The organism is Mycolicibacterium boenickei (assembly GCF_010731295.1).
Taxonomy (GTDB): domain Bacteria; phylum Actinomycetota; class Actinomycetes; order Mycobacteriales; family Mycobacteriaceae; genus Mycobacterium; species Mycobacterium boenickei.
This window is the reverse complement of sequence record NZ_AP022579.1, coordinates 3,441,628-3,457,274: the sequence shown is the minus strand read 5'-3', so window position 1 is coordinate 3,457,274 and position 15,647 is coordinate 3,441,628. Positions and strand designations below refer to the sequence as shown.

Here is a 15,647-nt window from a genome sequence, read left to right as displayed (position 1 = left end):
GGGATGAAACGCAGGCTGGGGATAACTCCGGTGACTAGCCGGAAGGACGGTCGCGCCGCGCCATCTCGGCCAGCATCGCGTTGTAGGCCGCCAGGTCGGCGTCGTCGTCGCGGTCGGCGGCCCGGTCCAGGCGCTTGGCGGTGCGCTGGTCGCTGCGTCGCCACTGGATCAACAACGCCAGCATCACGATGACCAGCGGGACCTCTCCGGCCGCCCAGGCGATGGCACCGCCGAGGTGTTGATCCCCGATCAGGTCGGTGTGCCACGGCAGCTGCAATGACCGGTAGAAGCTCTCGCCGAGCACGTTCTGCATGCCCATCATCACCACACCGAAGAACGCATGCAGTGGCAACGAGGCGAACACCATCCCGATCTTGACCAGGTGCGGAACGGGCCTCGGGGTCGGGTCCACGCCGATGACCACCCAGTAGAACAGGTAGCCCGAGAGCAGGAAGTGCACGTTCATCAGGATGTGCGCGGCGTGGTTGCTGACTGCTGCATCGAAGATGCCGCCGAAGTACAGGCCATAGAACCCTGCCACGAACAGCACGGTCGCAATGATCGGATGGGTCAGGAACTGCGAGACCTTGGAGTGCAACGCCGCCAGCAGCCATTCCCTCGGGCCCGGCGGCGATCCGCGGCCCGCGGTGGGCAACGCCCGCAGGGCCAGCGTCACCGGGGCGCCCAGTACCAGGAGCACCGGCACCAGCATGGACAGCAGCATGTGGGCGATCATGTGCATGCTGAACATCGCCGGCATGTAGCGCCCGAGCCCCGACGAGGTGGTGAACAGCAAGACCGCGCAACCCAGCAGCCAGGCGACCGTGCGGCCCACGGGCCAGGCGTCGCCGCGGCGGCGCAGCCGGTACACGCCGGCCAGGTAGAGCGCCGCACCCACGATCGCCGCCGTGCCGAACAGCAGGTCGAACCGCCAGTCGAACAACACCCGGGCGACGGTCGGAGGTCCGGCGAAGTCGTAGCCGATCGCAACCTCGGTGGCGCTGGGAATCCTGGGCTCCGGGGGCGGTGGGGTGCGTCCCAACCCGACGGCGATACCGAACGTGACGCCGAACAGCGCTGCCTCGGTCAGCGCCAACCGGATCAGCGGTGTGCGCGCCCCCGGATCGGCGGCCAGCGCGGTCAGGCTGACCCGGCGCTGTCGCCAGCCCAGTACGCCGAGCAGGGTGAGGGCGACCAACTTGGCCACCAGCAACCAGCCGTAGCTGGTCCGCACCAGATCGGGCAGCTGGATCCGCACCAGCGCGTTGAGCACGCCGCTGACGGCCATCGCGACGAAGCACCACAGCGCCAGCGCCGAGAAGCGGCGTGCCGCCAATGCGGTGTTCGGGCCGTCGGCGCCGGCCCGCATCGCGTGCGCCAGTAGCGCCAGCAGGCCGCCTGCCCACAGCGCGGCGGCCACCAGATGGATGAACAGGCTGTTGGTGGCCAGATCGTGGGCGCCGCCGGACGAGGAGTGCCCGGTCAGCACCAGCGGCATCAACGTCAGCAGCGACCCGGCGAAGAGCACCGGGGTCCATCCCCACCGCAGCACCGGCAGGCTGGCAATGGTGACGGCCGCGGCCAGGATCGCCGTCCAGCGCCAGGCAGCCGACACGTCGACCAAGCTGGCCGCCGACCACACATCGACCGGCCCGAGATGGTCGAGCAACGGCTGCCCGGACACATCGGAGATCGTCAGCGGTACCAGCAGCGCCGCGCACACCGTCCACACGCCCGAAGCCGCCGAGCCGAGCCGCAGCGCCCGGTAGCCGGCGACATCGAGCACGCCATTGGTCTGCGGCGCCACCAGGAACGCCGCGAACAGGAACGACCCGACCGCGATGACGGCAGCGATCTCACCCGCGGCCCGCACGAACGGCAGACCGTAGGTGGTGATCGGGCCGGGGTCGGGCAGGCCCGTGGCGGTCAGCGCGTCGGCCAGCGACAGCGCCCCGATGCCTGCCGCCACTGCCCCGGCCAGCAGGCCCACCCCGACCAGCACGGGCCACACCGCGCTGTTGCGCACGCTGGATGCGGCCGCCTGGCCGGCAGAAGTCATGGTCCAAGGGTATGGCGTGGCCCGCGCCACGCCGGTGGCCAGTCCTAGGGAGCCTGCTCGCCGCGACGCTGCTTCTCCCGGAAGTAGAACTGCTCACGGGCGATCTCGTCGACCTTGTCCATGTCGGCGACGATCCCACGCAGTTCGTCCCGGAAGGCATTGCGGCGCGCCTGCAGATCGGGGCCGTTGACCAGCAGGTCCTGATCGGCGGCCACCTGACGCGCGGTGGCGAACAGCAGCGCCGACACCGACTCGTTGCTGCCCACCCGGCCCTGGGCGACGTATTGGCGCCCGACGCCCAGCGCCCGCCTGGTCAGGTCCCGCTCGCTGATCTCGGCCGGCGCATCGCGCAACACGTCGGCCACGATCCCGTAGGCCTCGAAGAACGGGCGCAACATGGCGCCCACCAACAGCGGTCGCTTGCTGCGCAACATCTGATAGATGTCCTCGCCGCCTGCGGAGACCTTCGCTTCCCAGCCTCCGGCCGCCTGTCCTTCCGGCGTACGGTCGTACCACGACAGCTCCTCGGCGACGTTGTCGCGGAAGGCCGCCGAATCCGCGAAGTAGAAATCGAACTTGAGCAGATCACGCAGCCGCATCACCTGATCCCAGAACGCCTGCAGCGGGTCCTCGGCGGCGCGGGCGGCATACGCCAGGGCCAGTTCGACGATCGAGGTCTCCTGGAAGGCATGGATCAGGGAGTTGCGGTAGAACGCCGCCTCCAGCTCGTCCTCGGGGGCGATCCGCCACACCGGTTCGCGCCCGCTGTCGACGAGCGTCACCGGGTGCCCACCGGACAGGGCGTCGACGGCGGAACGCACGCCCTCGGCGGTCCGCAGCCGCAGCGCACTGTTGGTCATCGGGGTGTTCTTGCGCTCCAGGTAGTCCAGCGAGTCCTGCAGCGTGTGGTGCAGCTGATCCAGCGTCAGCGCCACCCCGCGGGCACCCAGCAGCAGCGCCGAGACCAGGTTGGTCGCGGTGACCGGCGTGACGCGCAGGATGCGCCAGGCCACCTCGAAGGCCATCTTCTGCATCGCCAGGCGTTTGGCCGCCTCGTCGTGGGCCATCTCGCCGCCCGGCTCGCCCAGATGCTCGCGCATCGAAACCGCTTCGGGGAAGCGGACGTAGATCTTGCCGTAGTTGCGTTCGCCCTGCGCCTTGATGAAGTTGTACAGCCAGCTCAGGCCCTCGGGCGTCTTCTCACCGCCGCGGGCGTAGGCGGCGTACTCGGCTGTCTCGTGCAACTGGTCGAAGCTGATCGAAACCGGCTGCAGCAGGATGTCGTCGCTGCGGCCGTCGAGGTACGCGTTCGCGACATACGCGAGCAGTCCGAGCTTGGGCGGCAACATCTTTCCGGTCCGGGACCGGGTGCCCTCGATGGACCAGTTCAGATTGAACCGCTTCTCCACGATGTAGCCCACGTACTGCCGCAGCACGTACTTGTACAGCGGGTCATCGAGTTTGCGGCGCAGGAAGATGACGCCGGAATGCCGGAACAGCGGACCCATCAGACCGAACGACAGGTTGATGCCCGCGAACGTGTAGACCGGCGGAAGCCGGTTCTCCTGCATGGCCACGGGGACGATGACCCCGTCGAGATATGAGCGGTGCGAGAACAGCAGCACCGCCGGATGTTGTTCCAGGGCATGGCGCATCGACTCGATCTCGGTGCGGTCGTAGTCGATGCGCGGGTCGAATCCACGGCTGAAGATGGCCCGGCCCAGAGTCGGGATCAGGTCCACCGAGAAGCGGCTCCACCCCGTGGAGAGCTCGTCGAGCATCTCCCCGGCCTTCTCGACCGTCGCCCCCGGAATCTGCTCCAGGCCCTGCCGGAAGCGCGCCGAGTCGAGCATCTCCGGCTTGACCAGCCGCGGCGACTTGTATTCGGGGCCGAGCAGGCGCAGCTCCACCCGCTCGATCGCCAGCACCGCCCGGCGCAGGACGAATCGTGCGAATTCCCTGGGGTTTTCCGCGACCGTGGTCTCGCTCCACTGCTTGCGCAGTTCCGATACCTTGGCTGGTTCACCGGCGACGATCCGGGCGCGCGCCGGGTCCTTGCGCAGGATGCGCCGCTGCAGAATTTCCGGCGGCCGGTAGGTGTCGCGGCCGGAGATCAACCCGACCACTTTCAGCCGGGTGGGTAGCCCGCCGGGCACCCAGAACACCCGGACCGGAACCACCAGCCGGTCCTCGTCCGATTCCAGCTCCTCGACCAGGCGGGCGACCACGCCGGGGGCGGGTTCGTCGGTGGCCGGCAGCTGCAGTACCTCGACGGTCGTGTCGGGGTGTTCGCGCCGCTGCGCCTTCAGCCAGTCGTTGAGTAGTTCGAGCTCGGCCGGTGACGACACCGACGCGAGCACCAGGGCATCGTCAGTGGTGCTGAAGCTCGGGTAGTCGTCGATGGCCGCGGTCACGGTCGGCCCTTGGGAGTCGACCGCGGCGACGAGGTATCCGATTTGGGTGCAGCCTTTTTCGCGGGCGCCTTCTTCGCCGGTGCCTTCTTGGCGGCCCGGCGCGGTGCGGCTTTCTTGACCGGCGCGACGCGGGAGTAGACGTCGAATGTGGGCAGCTCGTCCTGCGGCCAGGATCTCAGCGTGTCGAGGTAGATCTGCCGCACCTCGGCGATGCGGTCGGACAGGTTGTCCACCGTCCAGTCCGCCACCGATATCGGTGGATACACCGCGACGTCGACCTTGCCGGGGTTGAAGGTGCTGGAATCGCGGTGCGCGATCACCTCGGCGTTGCGGATCACGATCGGCACGATCGGAATACCCGCGGCCATCGCGATGCGGAACGGGCCCTTCTTGAAGGGGCCGACCTCGGTGGTGTCGAGCCGGGTGCCCTCGGGAGCGATCAGGATCGACAGGCCTTTGCGGGCAAGCTCTTCCACCTTGTGCAGGCTTTCGACGGCCTTCTCGGGATCGTCGCGGTCGATGAATGCCGCATCCATGACCTTGCCCAGTGGACCCATCAAGGGATTCTTCTCGAGTTCCTTCTTCCCGACGCCGGTGAAGTCCACCCCGACCAACCGGCCCGCGATCATCGGGTCGGCCTGGTTGCGGTGATTGAAGATGAACACCGCGGGACGTTGTGCGGTCAGGTTCTCCTCGCCGAGGACGTTGAGCTCGATGCCGGTGGTGAGCATGAGCAGCTTGCTCCAGTTCGAGGTGAAGAAGTTCACCCCGGTTCGTTTGTTGCGGGTGAGCAGGCCGAGCCCGATCGCTCCGGCGGCGACCGTCGGGATGGTGGCCAGGCTGGCCAGGGTGCGCAGTTGCGCGACGGGACTGCTGCCGCTGCGGCTGCTGAATTTCAGCACCGGCCAGCCGCGTTTGGCGGCGACGGCGGCCAGCTTGCCCGCCGGATTCGTTGGCCGCGGGTTGCCCACCAGGTACATCAGGGCGACGTCCTCGTCGCCGTCGGCGTAGAAGTAGCTCTTGGTCAGGTCCACCCCGTTGGCCGCCGAGAAGTTCTGCACCGCACGGGCTTTGCCGGGACCCCAGATGACCGGCCTCATCACCTCCCCGGTGATCAGGCCGTCCTCGTCGGTCTCGAACTTGTTGCACAGCACGTTGTCGATGCCGAGAAAACGCGCGACGGGCTCGACCTGAACCGTCAGCGCCGACGAACTCAGCACCACGGTGTGCCCACGGGCCATGTGGGCACGCACCATCGCGCGCATCTCCGGGTACATGCGGCCCTGCACGTGCTGGACGAACAGCCGCTCACCCAGCTCGTCGAGATCACTGAGCGAGTTGCCGCGCAGCATCCGGGCGCCTTTGCCGATCAGGTCCTCGAACTCCGAGCGCCCCAGCTGGTGGTTCAGCCCGGCCTGCACCATCCCGATGAACTCACCGACGCCCATCTGGCCGCGGCGCAACCGGTCCCGGGTCATGATCACCCCAGTGAACCCGGCCACCAGGGTTCCGTCCAGGTCGAAGAATGCGCCGATCTCCGGGCCTTCCGGGCTCCCTTCGATCTCGGCCAGGGTGCCGGGGAGCCGCATCTGCTTGGTTGCACGGGCACCGGAATCTTTCGAACTCACTGTGCAGCACTCCCGTTCGTCGCCGACGTTTCGCTGCTGAAGGAGGCCGGCTCCGCCCGGCCGTCGCCGCCGAGCGCCAGCACCTCGTCGAAGCCCGCCAGCAGGCACTGGGCGAACAGCTTCTCGTCGGAGATGGCGGCCCGGTCGTAACGGGTGGTGACGGTGATGTATCCCGACCGCGAGATCAGGACCACCATCATCGCGACGCCGGGCAGCGGGCCTATTCCGTAGTGGCGCAAGATCTTCGCCCCGGCGATGAAGGTGTCCCCCGGATAGACCGGCACATTGCTGGCTTGCACGTCGGAGTTCACCACCGAGCCGGCCACCGTCTCGAGCACGGCGTCGGGCAGCAGGCCCAGCACAGGCGCGATCGAGCCCACGATGTCGATGGCGCGCTCCTCGCGCTTGCTCATCATCTGCGAGCGAACGGCCTTGATCCGGGTTTCCGCGTCGACGATTCCGACTGGCGCGGCAAGGTTGACCCCGGCGAAGCGGTTGCCGCCGGCCGGATCGTCCTCGGAACGCAGGTTGACCGGCACCGCCATCGGCAGCGTCTCGATCGAGATGCCTTTGGCGTCGTGGTAGAGCCGGAGCGCGCCGCACAGCCCGGCCAGGTAGGCGTCGTTGATCGAACCACCTGCGGCCTTGGCCGCCCGATGCAGATCGGAGAACGGGATGTCGATCGCTTCCGTGCGTGACGACAGGCTCCGGCGCCGAAGCAGCGGCGACGGGTGCGCGGCCGGCCCCATCACCCGGGCCCCGGACATCGCGTAGTCGACCACACCGTTGACCGCGGAGACCGGGTCGCGCACCACCTTGGTCACTGTGCGGGCCGCCTGTCCGAGGGCACCGAGCACGCCGCCGGCGATCGATCCGGGGAGGCGGCTGATTCCCTCCCGCATCAGGTCGTTGGGCGAGAGGTCCTGCGGGATGGGCAGCGGCGCCGGGCCGGTCGGTTCGGGATCGCGTTCGAGGTCGTAGATGTTGGCGAACATCTCGACGATGCCGACGCCGTCGGACACCGCGTGGCTCAGGTGCAAGATGGTCGCCGCGCGCCCACCCGCCAGCCCCTCGACCAGGGTGGCACTCCACAGCGGGCGGCTGATGTCCATCGGCGACTGCAGCGCGATCTCGGCCAGGTCGAACACGTCACGCAGCGTTCCCGGCTCCGGGACCCGCACCCGCCGGACGTGATAGTCGAGGTTGAAGTCAGGGTCGACGACCCAGCGCGGTGCAGCTGTGGGCAGGGTCGGCATGACGACCTTCTGACGCAGCCGCAGAACCTTGCGCGACGCGTAGTCCAGACGGGCCCGGAATCGTTCCCAATCCGGTGTGGTGTCGAGGATCTCGACGCCGAGGATCCCGGACCGGGTGCGGGGGTTTGCCTCACCCCGATGCAACAGCTGATCGACTGCGCTCAGTTCTTCGGGCAGTCCGGCCGCGTCCAACTCCGGCACGTCGCTCATAGCGTGGTCCCTCTCCCCTCCCCCTGGCCGCCAGTGCAGCGTCCACGCTAGTCCGCCACCGGCCCCGCGGGTCCGCTTTGCCGCTGACACGGTTTGCGTGGTGTTGGGCACAGGCAAGATAGACTGTCCGCGCGTTGCCTCCGTAGCTCAGTTGGATAGAGCAAGAGCCTTCTAATCTCTAGGTCGCAGGTTCGATTCCTGCCGGGGGCGCTTTTGTTTGTATGACGTCGGGTGATGTTTGACGTCTTGTCTCCGGGCAGAACTATCAGGTGAAATACCCCCAGGTTCTCTTCCTATGTTTCCTGCGTGGTTGCCAGGGACGGGGCGGGCTGACTCGCATCGTGTGAGGTCGCGGTCCGGGCGGGCTCGTACTCGGCTGGGGTGAGGTAGCCGAAGGCTTCGTCAGGCGTTCCTGGTTGTACCGGGCGAATACTGACGGGGCATAGCTTCGGTTAGGCCGCCCGCTGGGTCGTGGCTGGATCAACAGTCAGCCGATGTCGACAACCGCTCGTCGAGTAGATCTCAGACTTTGGCAACCGCCCCGCCCAATCTCCAGTTGCCGGGACGGCTTGTGGACTCCGCCCGACGGTGGCGGCAAGCCGAACTCAGCTTCGCCGCCCGGCGCGTTCGGCGAAAGCATCAAGCGCAGCAAGCACTTCAGGTGCGCGCCAGGCGCGATTTCGTGACTGGTCTGTGAATTCGACGATGATCCCTGCCTTGATCAATGGGTCCAGATAGCGGTAAACGTTGCTCATCGGGATGTTCAGTTCACGGGTCAATAGTTTTGCGTTGATGACAGGGCGTTTGATCAGCAGGTCGGCGATACGGTGTACAGCGGAATCCCGGCGAGCGGTGATCTTCGATGCCCAGAATTCCCTGATGGTTCGTAAGTCGCTCACGAGGTGGCGGCCGTTGTCGACTGCGAGGATCGATGCAGCAGAGAGCCTTTCGACGATCGGGATAGGGTCACCCTCGCGGTATGCGGTCAGCGCTTGGAAATAGGAATCGGTATCAGTAAGCAGGCCCGCCGAGACTGGGACCGTGACCTGACGAGTCAGCCGCTTGTTGCGCAACATCGCCTGGATGAGCGCTCTGCCGGTGCGGCCATTTCCGTCCGGAAACGGGTGAATAGTCTCGAACTGCGCGTGCGCGATAGCAATCTGGGGAAGAACGGGGATATCGTCGCGCCCGGCGAACCGGATCAAGTCGTCGATGGCGCCTGGGACCCGACTGTGCTGCGGTGCGATGAAGTCTGCGCCACGGGGACCGAAGTCGCCGCCACCAATCCATACCTGCTCGGTTCGCCACCTGCCGGCGATGTCCGGATTGCTGGCGCTCATTAGCGCAGCGTGCATCGCAAGGATGGCGGTACCGTCGATGTGGCCGGCTAGTGCGACGGCGGCCTGCATGGCCTCGGTGTTTGCGACGATCACCGAGGCATTGCGACGGCTGGAATGTCCGAGTGTCTCGGCTTCGGCGATGGCGCGCGCTGAAGCGGTCAGATTCTCGATCTTGGAGCTGGCAGCCGATTCTGACCGGAGCAGCACCGAGGCGAAGGGTGCAATCTCGTCACCGAGTTCCGCGTCGAAGCGGGCGATCTCCTGGCTGGCCTCCTCTGCATCGGCAAGGATGCGAGAGGGAAGGGAGACCTCAAGATTTTCGACCTCTGCAGGAATCGCTGCCTGGTAATCACCAGACTGCCGCAGCGCTGCCCGCACATTCTGACGCGCGTATCCAGCCTCGGTCGACGTATCCCATGTCAGGGTCTCGTACCCGACGGCGGTTGTGGCGCCATGTGATGACACCCGATCAGAGTATCATCACTTAGATACTTAACTGATAATAAGGAGATCCTTGTTATCACTTCGCGTGGCCTCATCCGTCGGCCCCAACGTATCGCTGCAGCGGCCAGCCTGAGGCTGAAACAGCCAGGAGCCAAGACAACCATCTACCAGAACAAACAAGCACCTAATCGGAACAGGCGGGTGTCCCCGATTCTTAATCCCTAGGTCGCAGGTTCGATTCCTGCCGAGGGCGCTTTTCGTGTCAGACGTCGGGCGATGCTTCACACCTGTGTCGGTTGATCCTAGACGCGGCGCGAAGCCCAATCTCCACCGGCGGAAGATTGACGTGCATTAAGGTCTGTTTGTCCTGGTAGCCGACAGTCGGAGACAACATGAGCACGTATCGGACGATCCTTGTCGGGACCGACGGCTCCGACTCGTCGCTACGCGCGGTCCACCGCGCCGGCGAGATCGCCGCGCAGGAGAACGCGAAGTTGATCGTCGCGAGCGCTCATCAACCCGTGGCCGAAAAGGGCGGCTGGTCGCGAGCGCCGTCGCCTGATCACGTGGTCGACACCCGCGCGGAGGACAGCCTCAAGCGCGAGGGCTACCGGATGCACGGCGCCGCCCCGGTCTACGAGATCCTCCAGGCGGCGCGCGACCGGGCCAAGGCCGCCGGCGCCACGGACATCGTCGAGCGGGCGGTCGAAGGCGCCCCGGTCGACGCCCTGGTGAAACTCGCCAAAGAGATCGATGCGGATCTGATCGTCGTCGGCGACATCGGGCTGGACTCGGTCGCCGGGCGCCTGTTGGGCTCGGTGCCCGCCACCATCGCCCGGCGGGTGAAGATCGACATCCTCATCGTCCACACCGCCGACTGAAACACCGCGGCTAAAGCGGCACCCACATCAGCCTGTCGTCGTCGGCGACCACGGTGCCCGCGGTCGGGGCCGCGAAATGGGTTCCGAAAAGCAGTGCCTGCTCATCGGCGACGTCCTGCAGAAGCCGGGCACGGGTCACCGCGGCCGCGGTCGGATCGTCATCCGGCAGGGCCTGCACCTCGGGGTGCGTGATCTGGACCGGATGATGGATGACATCCCCGCTGATGATCGCCACTTCCCCGCCGGATTCGAGCCGCACCGCGGCGTGTCCCGAGGTGTGGCCCGGCGTCGCGAGCAGGCGGATCTCGTCGGTGATCGCGTGGTCCATCTCCGTCAGCCGCAGAACATCGTGTGCGACAAGCGGTTCGACGGTTTCGGCGGCAGCCCGGTTCGGTGCCGAGGAGTCCCGCCACGACGTGTACTCGTCGGCGGTGACCAGGTAGGTCGCGTTGGGATAGGTGGGCACCCAGGCACCGTCCCGGCGGGAGGTATTGCGCCCGGCATGGTCGAGGTGAAGATGGGTGCACACGACGGTGGTCACGTCGGCGGGGCGGAATCCGGCCTCGGCCAAGGACTGTCGGTATTGATCGGGGTCCATGGGGATCTGATACGGCAGGTCGTGGCCTTCCCCGAAGCAGCAGTCCACCACCACGAGCTCGTCACCGGATTCGATGAGGAACGACTGGATGGCCACCAGCAGATTGCCCGCGTCGTCGACGTAGTGCGGGCGCAGCCAGCTTCCGAGCTCGGACGGAAGCCCACGAAACAGCCGGTCAGGCCGGGTCGGCACGACCGTTTCCAGGACGGAGTGAATCGTCAATGCGCCGATGGTCCACTTCTGCATGGCTCACCGTATGAGACAAATCATTTGGATACAAGGCTCCACGCGGCCCTCAAACGGCCGACCGTCTGGCACACTCGATGCGTGGCGCAGCCAAACATCCGGTTCCAGCGACTTGCCGAGCAGGTCGCCGACCAGTTGCGGCGACAGATCCTGACCGGGGAACTGCCCGACGGCACGATCCTGCCCAAGGAAGACGAGCTCCTCGTCGAATATCCGATCAGCAAACCGTCCCTGCGTGAGGCGATGCGCATCCTGGAGGCCGAGGGGCTGTTGACGGTGCGGCGCGGCAAGCTCGGCGGCGCGGTGGTCCACCGACCCGATTCGGCAAACCTGGCCTACACCATGGGGCTGGTTCTCGGCGCCGGGCAGGTCGGCCTCGCCGACGTGGGTACGGCACTGCTTCAGGTCGAGCCGGCCTGCGCCGCACTCTGCGCCCAGCGCCCGGACCGGAAGCGCACCGTGGTGCCCATTCTCCGGGAATTGCACGAAGAGTCGGTCAAGGCAGTCTCGGATCTGCAGCAGGCCACCTCGGCCAGTCGCCGGTATCACGAAGCGCTGGTGCGCCACTGCGGAAACGAGACCATGATCATCCTGGCCGGCGCGCTGGAGGCCCTGTGGTCTGCCCACGAGCAAAACTGGTCGGCTCAGGTGACGGATCATTCGACCGTGCCCGTCGAGGAGCGCCGAGCGGTACTGGAGGACCACCGGCAGGTGATCGACGCGATCGACATGGGCGACGCGCAACGGGCCCGCGATCTGGCCGCGGCACATCTGGTCAACGCCCAGCAGTACCCGGGGGTCGACGGGATCGTCGATCCGACGATGGTGCGCACCTGGGCACAGTCCGTCCCCCGGCGAAGGTGAACCCGGCGGCCACCACACGACCGTTGACACCGATCCTTATTTTCATATGATTTGGTGATGAAGGCTGGCGACGCCGCCCACGCTGCAGACGCAGCCCACTACCGCGCGGCCGGATGGTGGTCGGACCGCACCCTCTCGCAGACCGTGCGCGAACACGCCCTCACCCATCCCGACAAGCCGGCCTACGTCGACTACCCCGGACCCACACTCACCTGGCGGGAATTCGACTGTGCCGCATCACTACTCGCCGCCCAGCTGGCGGGCCTGGGCATCAGGCCCGGCGACCGCGTCGCCGTCTGGCACGGCGATACCGCCGCCATCCATGTGCTGTTCGTGGCGATCGAGCGGTGCGGCGCCGTCGTGGTCGGGATCGGTGCCCGCGCCGGAACCCGCGAGGCCACGCAGATCCTGCGGACCACCGCGCCGCGCCTGCTGATCAGTGACCCGGCGCGGCAGTCATCGGCACAGGCCACCGTGTCGGGGCTGGCGTCTGCCACCAGTGCGCTGGTGCTGGACGGCTTGTCCCTCGACACCGACACCCCGTCGCGACCACCGGCCGCCGGCGTGGGAGCCGACGACGTATTCCTGATCAACTCGACCTCCGGAACCACGGGCCTGCCCAAATGTGTTGTGCACACCCAGAACCGGTGGCACTACTTCCACCAGCAGGCGGCCGCCAACGGGGCGCTGAGTTCCGAGGACGTCTTCCTGCCCGTCATCCCGGCGCCGTTCGGGTTCGGCATCTGGACCGCCCACACCACCCCGATCTACCTCGGGGCCACCACCATCCTGCTGGAGAAGTTCGACGCGGCGGCCGCATGCAAGACGATCGCCCGCCACCGGGTCAGCGTGTTGTGCTGTGTCAGTACCCAATTGATGATGATCATGGCCGACCGGGCATCGCGCGAACACGACCTGAGTTCGCTGCGCGTGGTGTTCACCGGAGGTGAGGCGCTGCCGTATCAGCGGGCCGCCGACTTCGAAGAACTCACCGGCGCCACCATCCTGCAGTTCTACGGCTCCAACGAGACGGGCCTGTTGAGCGGGACGACGCTGCAGGACTCCCGGGAACGCAGGCTGCGTACCGCCGGGCGGCTGGTGCCGGAGATGAGGGTGCGCCTGTTCGACGGCGACGACGACGTGACCTCGACGGGCCGTGGGCAGCCGGCCTGCCGTGGACCGGCCACCAGCCTTGGTTATCTCGGCGGCGTGGACCACGACAAGCTCTACACCCCCGACGGCTGGATGCGGATGGGCGATGTCTGCGAGGTCGACACCGACGGTTACCTGTCCGTCACCGGCCGCACCTCGGACTTCATCGTCCGCGGCGGCAAGAACATCAGTGCGGGTGAGGTCGAGGACGCGGTGACGACGCATCCCGCCGTGGCCGTGGCGGCCGCGGTGGCGATGCCCGACCCGGTCTTCGGTGAGAAGGTCTGCATCTACGTAGAGCCTGCGAACGGCCAACCCATCGATCTCCCTGGGCTGGTCGAGCACCTCCTGGCCAAGGGCATGTCGAAGGAACTACTACCCGAGCGGCTCATCGTGCTCGACGAACTGCCGCGGTCCTCGGGCGGGAAGATCGCCAAAGGGCAACTCCGCGAAGATATCCGGACGCGGTTGGGAGACAGCTATGAGCGTCGGTGAGGTACGTGAGGGTGGGTTGAAGGTGTGGTCGCCATCGGTGACCCCGCCGATCGGCGTCGACCTGTCGGAAGCACAGGCACTGGCGGTGGCGTTCCGGCATCTGGCAGCCATCGGGTTCGCCGAGAACATGGCCGGCCACATCACCTGGCAGCCACAAGGCCGCACCGAGATGCTGGTCAATCCATGGGGCCTGTGGTGGCAGGAGCTCACCGCCTCCGACATCTGCGTGGTCGACGAGAACGCCACGGTCGTGCGCGGCCGCTGGGATGTCACCCCGGCCATCCACATCCACACCGAACTGCACCGTCTGCGCGACGATGCCCGCGTCGTCATCCACAACCATCCCTACTACGTGAGCCTCATCGCGGCGCTGGGAAAACTGCCGGAACTGGTGCACCAGACCGGATCGCTGTTCCTCGACGACATGTGCTTCGTCGAAACCTATGACGGCGAAGTGGATTCGGCGCCCCGGGCGCGGGAACTCGCCGAGCGGATCGGCCCGGCCAATCTCACCATCCTGGCCAATCACGGCGTCATCACCACCGGAGGCACAGTGGCCGAGGCCGTGTACCGCGCCGCGTCGATCGACCGGGTGTGCAAGCTGGCCTACCAGGTGATGTTGACCGGCCGCGAGCCGACGGCGATGAACCGCTCCGACATGTACGGCATGAAGGCCTCGCTCATCGAGCGGGCCGCCGACGTGTACTGGGCCGGTGCGGCCCGCATGACCATCAAGGCCGATCCCGGCGTGCTCACCTAATTCCCGAACCCTGGCAGGAGACCACGCCCCATGAAGTCCATCGACGAACTCGCAGGCAATCTCGATTTCACCACCGCACAGAAGGGTGCCGAACGTACAGTCACGTTTCTGCCGGAACCCGAACGGTCCGAACGGCTGTACACCGTGATCTCCGTCGACGATCACATCGTCGAACCACCGGACACCTTCACCGGCCGGGTGCCGCGCAAGTTCGCCGATCGCGCCCCGAAGGTGGTCGACACCGACAACGGCGGGCAGACCTGGATGTACGACGGGCAGTCGCTGCCCAATGTCGGCTTCAACGCAGTGGTCGGCCGGCCGGTCTCCGAATACGGTTTCGAGCCGGCGCGGTTCGACGAGATGCGCCGCGGCGCCTGGGACATTCACGAACGCGTCAAGGACATGGATCTCAACGGCGTGTACGCCTCGCTCAACTTCCCGTCGTTCCTGCCCGGCTTCGCCGGCCAGCGACTGCAACAGGTGACCAAGGACCGCGAGCTCGCGATGGCCTCGGTGCGCGCCTGGAACGACTGGCACCTCGAAGCCTGGGCCGGTGCCTACCCCGACCGGATCATCCCCTGCCAGCTGCCGTGGCTGCTCGACCCCGAGGTCGGCGCCCAGATGATCTATGAGAATGCCGAACGCGGTTTCCATGCCGTGACATTCAGCGAGAACCCGGCCATGCTCGGGCTGCCGACCATCCACTCCGGCTACTGGGAGCCGATGATGGCGGCATGCGCCGAGACGGGCACCGTGGTCAACCTGCACATCGGGTCCTCGGGTTCGGCTCCGTCCACCACCGACGACGCCCCGCCGGACGTTCAGGGTGTGCTGTTCTTCGCCTACGCCATCACCGCGGCGGTCGACTGGCTGTACTCGGGCCTGCCCAGCCGGTATCCGGATCTCAAGATCTGTCTGTCCGAAGGTGGAATCGGTTGGGTGGCAGGCCTGCTCGATCGCCTCGATCACATGCTCAGCTACCACCAGATGTACGGAACGTGGAAGGCACTGGGCGAAACCCTCTCCCCGGCCGAGGTGTTCACCCGCAACTTCTGGTTCTGCGCGGTCGAGGACCAGTCGTCGTTCGTGCAGCACGAGCGGATCGGCACCGGCAACATCCTGCTCGAAGCCGACTACCCACACTGTGATTCGACCTGGCCGCACACCCAGCGCACGATTCACGAGCAGATTCAGGGCCTGCCCCCCGAGGTGATCCGGAAGATCACCTGGGAGAACGCCTCCCGGCTCTACCAGCATCCGGTGCCCGTCGCGGTACAGAACGACCCGAACGCCTACTGAA

At 66.7% G+C, this 15,647-nt stretch carries 11 protein-coding genes and 2 tRNA genes; 7 read left to right on the top strand and 6 right to left on the bottom strand.

The window, feature by feature from the left end; all coding sequences use genetic code 11:
• Window positions 1-34: 34 nt before the first annotated feature.
• The 4 genes from G6N57_RS16445 to G6N57_RS16430 are packed head-to-tail and all read right to left on the bottom strand — an operon-like array spanning window position 35 to window position 7,567.
• Window positions 35-2,059: a bifunctional copper resistance protein CopD/cytochrome c oxidase assembly protein gene (locus tag G6N57_RS16445; protein ID WP_077741423.1), complete on the bottom strand. Its 2,025-nt coding sequence runs from the start codon at window positions 2,057-2,059 to the stop codon at window positions 35-37.
• 44 nt (window positions 2,060-2,103) lie between these two features.
• A complete protein-coding gene (locus tag G6N57_RS16440) occupies window positions 2,104-4,473 on the bottom strand; it encodes a glycerol-3-phosphate 1-O-acyltransferase (RefSeq protein ID WP_077741424.1) in 2,370 nt (789 codons plus the stop codon).
• Window positions 4,470-6,062 (bottom strand): HAD-IB family hydrolase/lysophospholipid acyltransferase family protein, encoded by a 1,593-nt coding sequence (locus G6N57_RS16435; RefSeq protein WP_077742044.1) that lies wholly within the window; start codon window positions 6,060-6,062, stop codon window positions 4,470-4,472. Before G6N57_RS16435 ends, G6N57_RS16440 begins: the two co-directional genes overlap by 4 nt.
• Before the next feature lie 35 nt (window positions 6,063-6,097).
• On the bottom strand, window positions 6,098-7,567 hold the full coding sequence (locus G6N57_RS16430; protein WP_077741425.1) for a wax ester/triacylglycerol synthase family O-acyltransferase: 1,470 nt from the start codon (window positions 7,565-7,567) through the stop codon (window positions 6,098-6,100).
• Between the two features lie 136 nt (window positions 7,568-7,703).
• Here G6N57_RS16430 and G6N57_RS16425 point away from each other — a divergent pair.
• Window positions 7,704-7,777: transfer RNA gene (locus G6N57_RS16425), tRNA-Arg, on the top strand.
• A gap of 395 nt (window positions 7,778-8,172) precedes the next feature.
• Here the strand turns inward: G6N57_RS16425 and G6N57_RS16420 are convergent.
• Window positions 8,173-9,372, bottom strand: a complete 1,200-nt coding sequence (locus G6N57_RS16420) for a Fic family protein (RefSeq protein WP_077741426.1) — start codon at window positions 9,370-9,372, stop codon at window positions 8,173-8,175.
• 161 nt (window positions 9,373-9,533) lie between these two features.
• On the opposite strand from G6N57_RS16420, the gene G6N57_RS16415 reads away from it, so the two are divergent.
• A tRNA-Lys gene (locus G6N57_RS16415) sits at window positions 9,534-9,601 on the top strand.
• A 142-nt stretch (window positions 9,602-9,743) separates the two neighbouring features.
• Entirely contained in the window at window positions 9,744-10,232 is a 489-nt protein-coding gene (locus G6N57_RS16410) for a universal stress protein (RefSeq protein ID WP_077741427.1), read from the top strand.
• Between the two features lie 10 nt (window positions 10,233-10,242).
• Here the strand turns inward: G6N57_RS16410 and G6N57_RS16405 are convergent, their stop codons facing one another.
• The gene (locus G6N57_RS16405) at window positions 10,243-11,076 is read right to left on the bottom strand and encodes an MBL fold metallo-hydrolase (protein WP_077741428.1); all 834 of its coding nucleotides are present in this window, start codon (window positions 11,074-11,076) and stop codon (window positions 10,243-10,245) included.
• 81 nt (window positions 11,077-11,157) lie between these two features.
• Between G6N57_RS16405 and G6N57_RS16400 the strand changes: the two genes are divergently transcribed.
• The 4 genes from G6N57_RS16400 to G6N57_RS16385 are packed head-to-tail and all read left to right on the top strand — an operon-like array spanning window position 11,158 to window position 15,646.
• Window positions 11,158-11,940, top strand: a complete 783-nt coding sequence (locus G6N57_RS16400) for a FadR/GntR family transcriptional regulator (RefSeq protein WP_077741429.1) — start codon at window positions 11,158-11,160, stop codon at window positions 11,938-11,940.
• A gap of 57 nt (window positions 11,941-11,997) precedes the next feature.
• A complete protein-coding gene (locus G6N57_RS16395) occupies window positions 11,998-13,587 on the top strand; it encodes a class I adenylate-forming enzyme family protein (RefSeq protein WP_077741430.1) in 1,590 nt (529 codons plus the stop codon).
• The gene (locus tag G6N57_RS16390) at window positions 13,574-14,347 is read left to right on the top strand and encodes a class II aldolase/adducin family protein (RefSeq protein ID WP_077741431.1); all 774 of its coding nucleotides are present in this window, start codon (window positions 13,574-13,576) and stop codon (window positions 14,345-14,347) included. The genes G6N57_RS16395 and G6N57_RS16390 overlap by 14 nt, the downstream gene beginning before the upstream one ends.
• A gap of 30 nt (window positions 14,348-14,377) precedes the next feature.
• Complete coding sequence (locus G6N57_RS16385; protein WP_077741432.1) at window positions 14,378-15,646, top strand: amidohydrolase family protein; 1,269 nt, start codon at window positions 14,378-14,380, stop codon at window positions 15,644-15,646.
• Window position 15,647 lies beyond the last annotated feature (1 nt).

Coding starts and splice junctions, on each gene's coding strand:
- G6N57_RS16405 (WP_077741428.1), bottom strand. CDS start 11,076: ATGCAGAAGTGGACCATCGGCGCATTGACGATTCACTCCGTCCTGGAA.
- G6N57_RS16435 (WP_077742044.1), bottom strand. CDS start 6,062: ATGCGGCTCCCCGGCACCCTGGCCGAGATCGAAGGGAGCCCGGAAGGC.
- G6N57_RS16445 (WP_077741423.1), bottom strand. CDS start 2,059: ATGACTTCTGCCGGCCAGGCGGCCGCATCCAGCGTGCGCAACAGCGCG.
- G6N57_RS16390 (WP_077741431.1), top strand. CDS start 13,574: ATGAGCGTCGGTGAGGTACGTGAGGGTGGGTTGAAGGTGTGGTCGCCA.
- G6N57_RS16430 (WP_077741425.1), bottom strand. CDS start 7,567: ATGAGCGACGTGCCGGAGTTGGACGCGGCCGGACTGCCCGAAGAACTG.
- G6N57_RS16395 (WP_077741430.1), top strand. CDS start 11,998: ATGAAGGCTGGCGACGCCGCCCACGCTGCAGACGCAGCCCACTACCGC.
- G6N57_RS16410 (WP_077741427.1), top strand. CDS start 9,744: ATGAGCACGTATCGGACGATCCTTGTCGGGACCGACGGCTCCGACTCG.
- G6N57_RS16385 (WP_077741432.1), top strand. CDS start 14,378: ATGAAGTCCATCGACGAACTCGCAGGCAATCTCGATTTCACCACCGCA.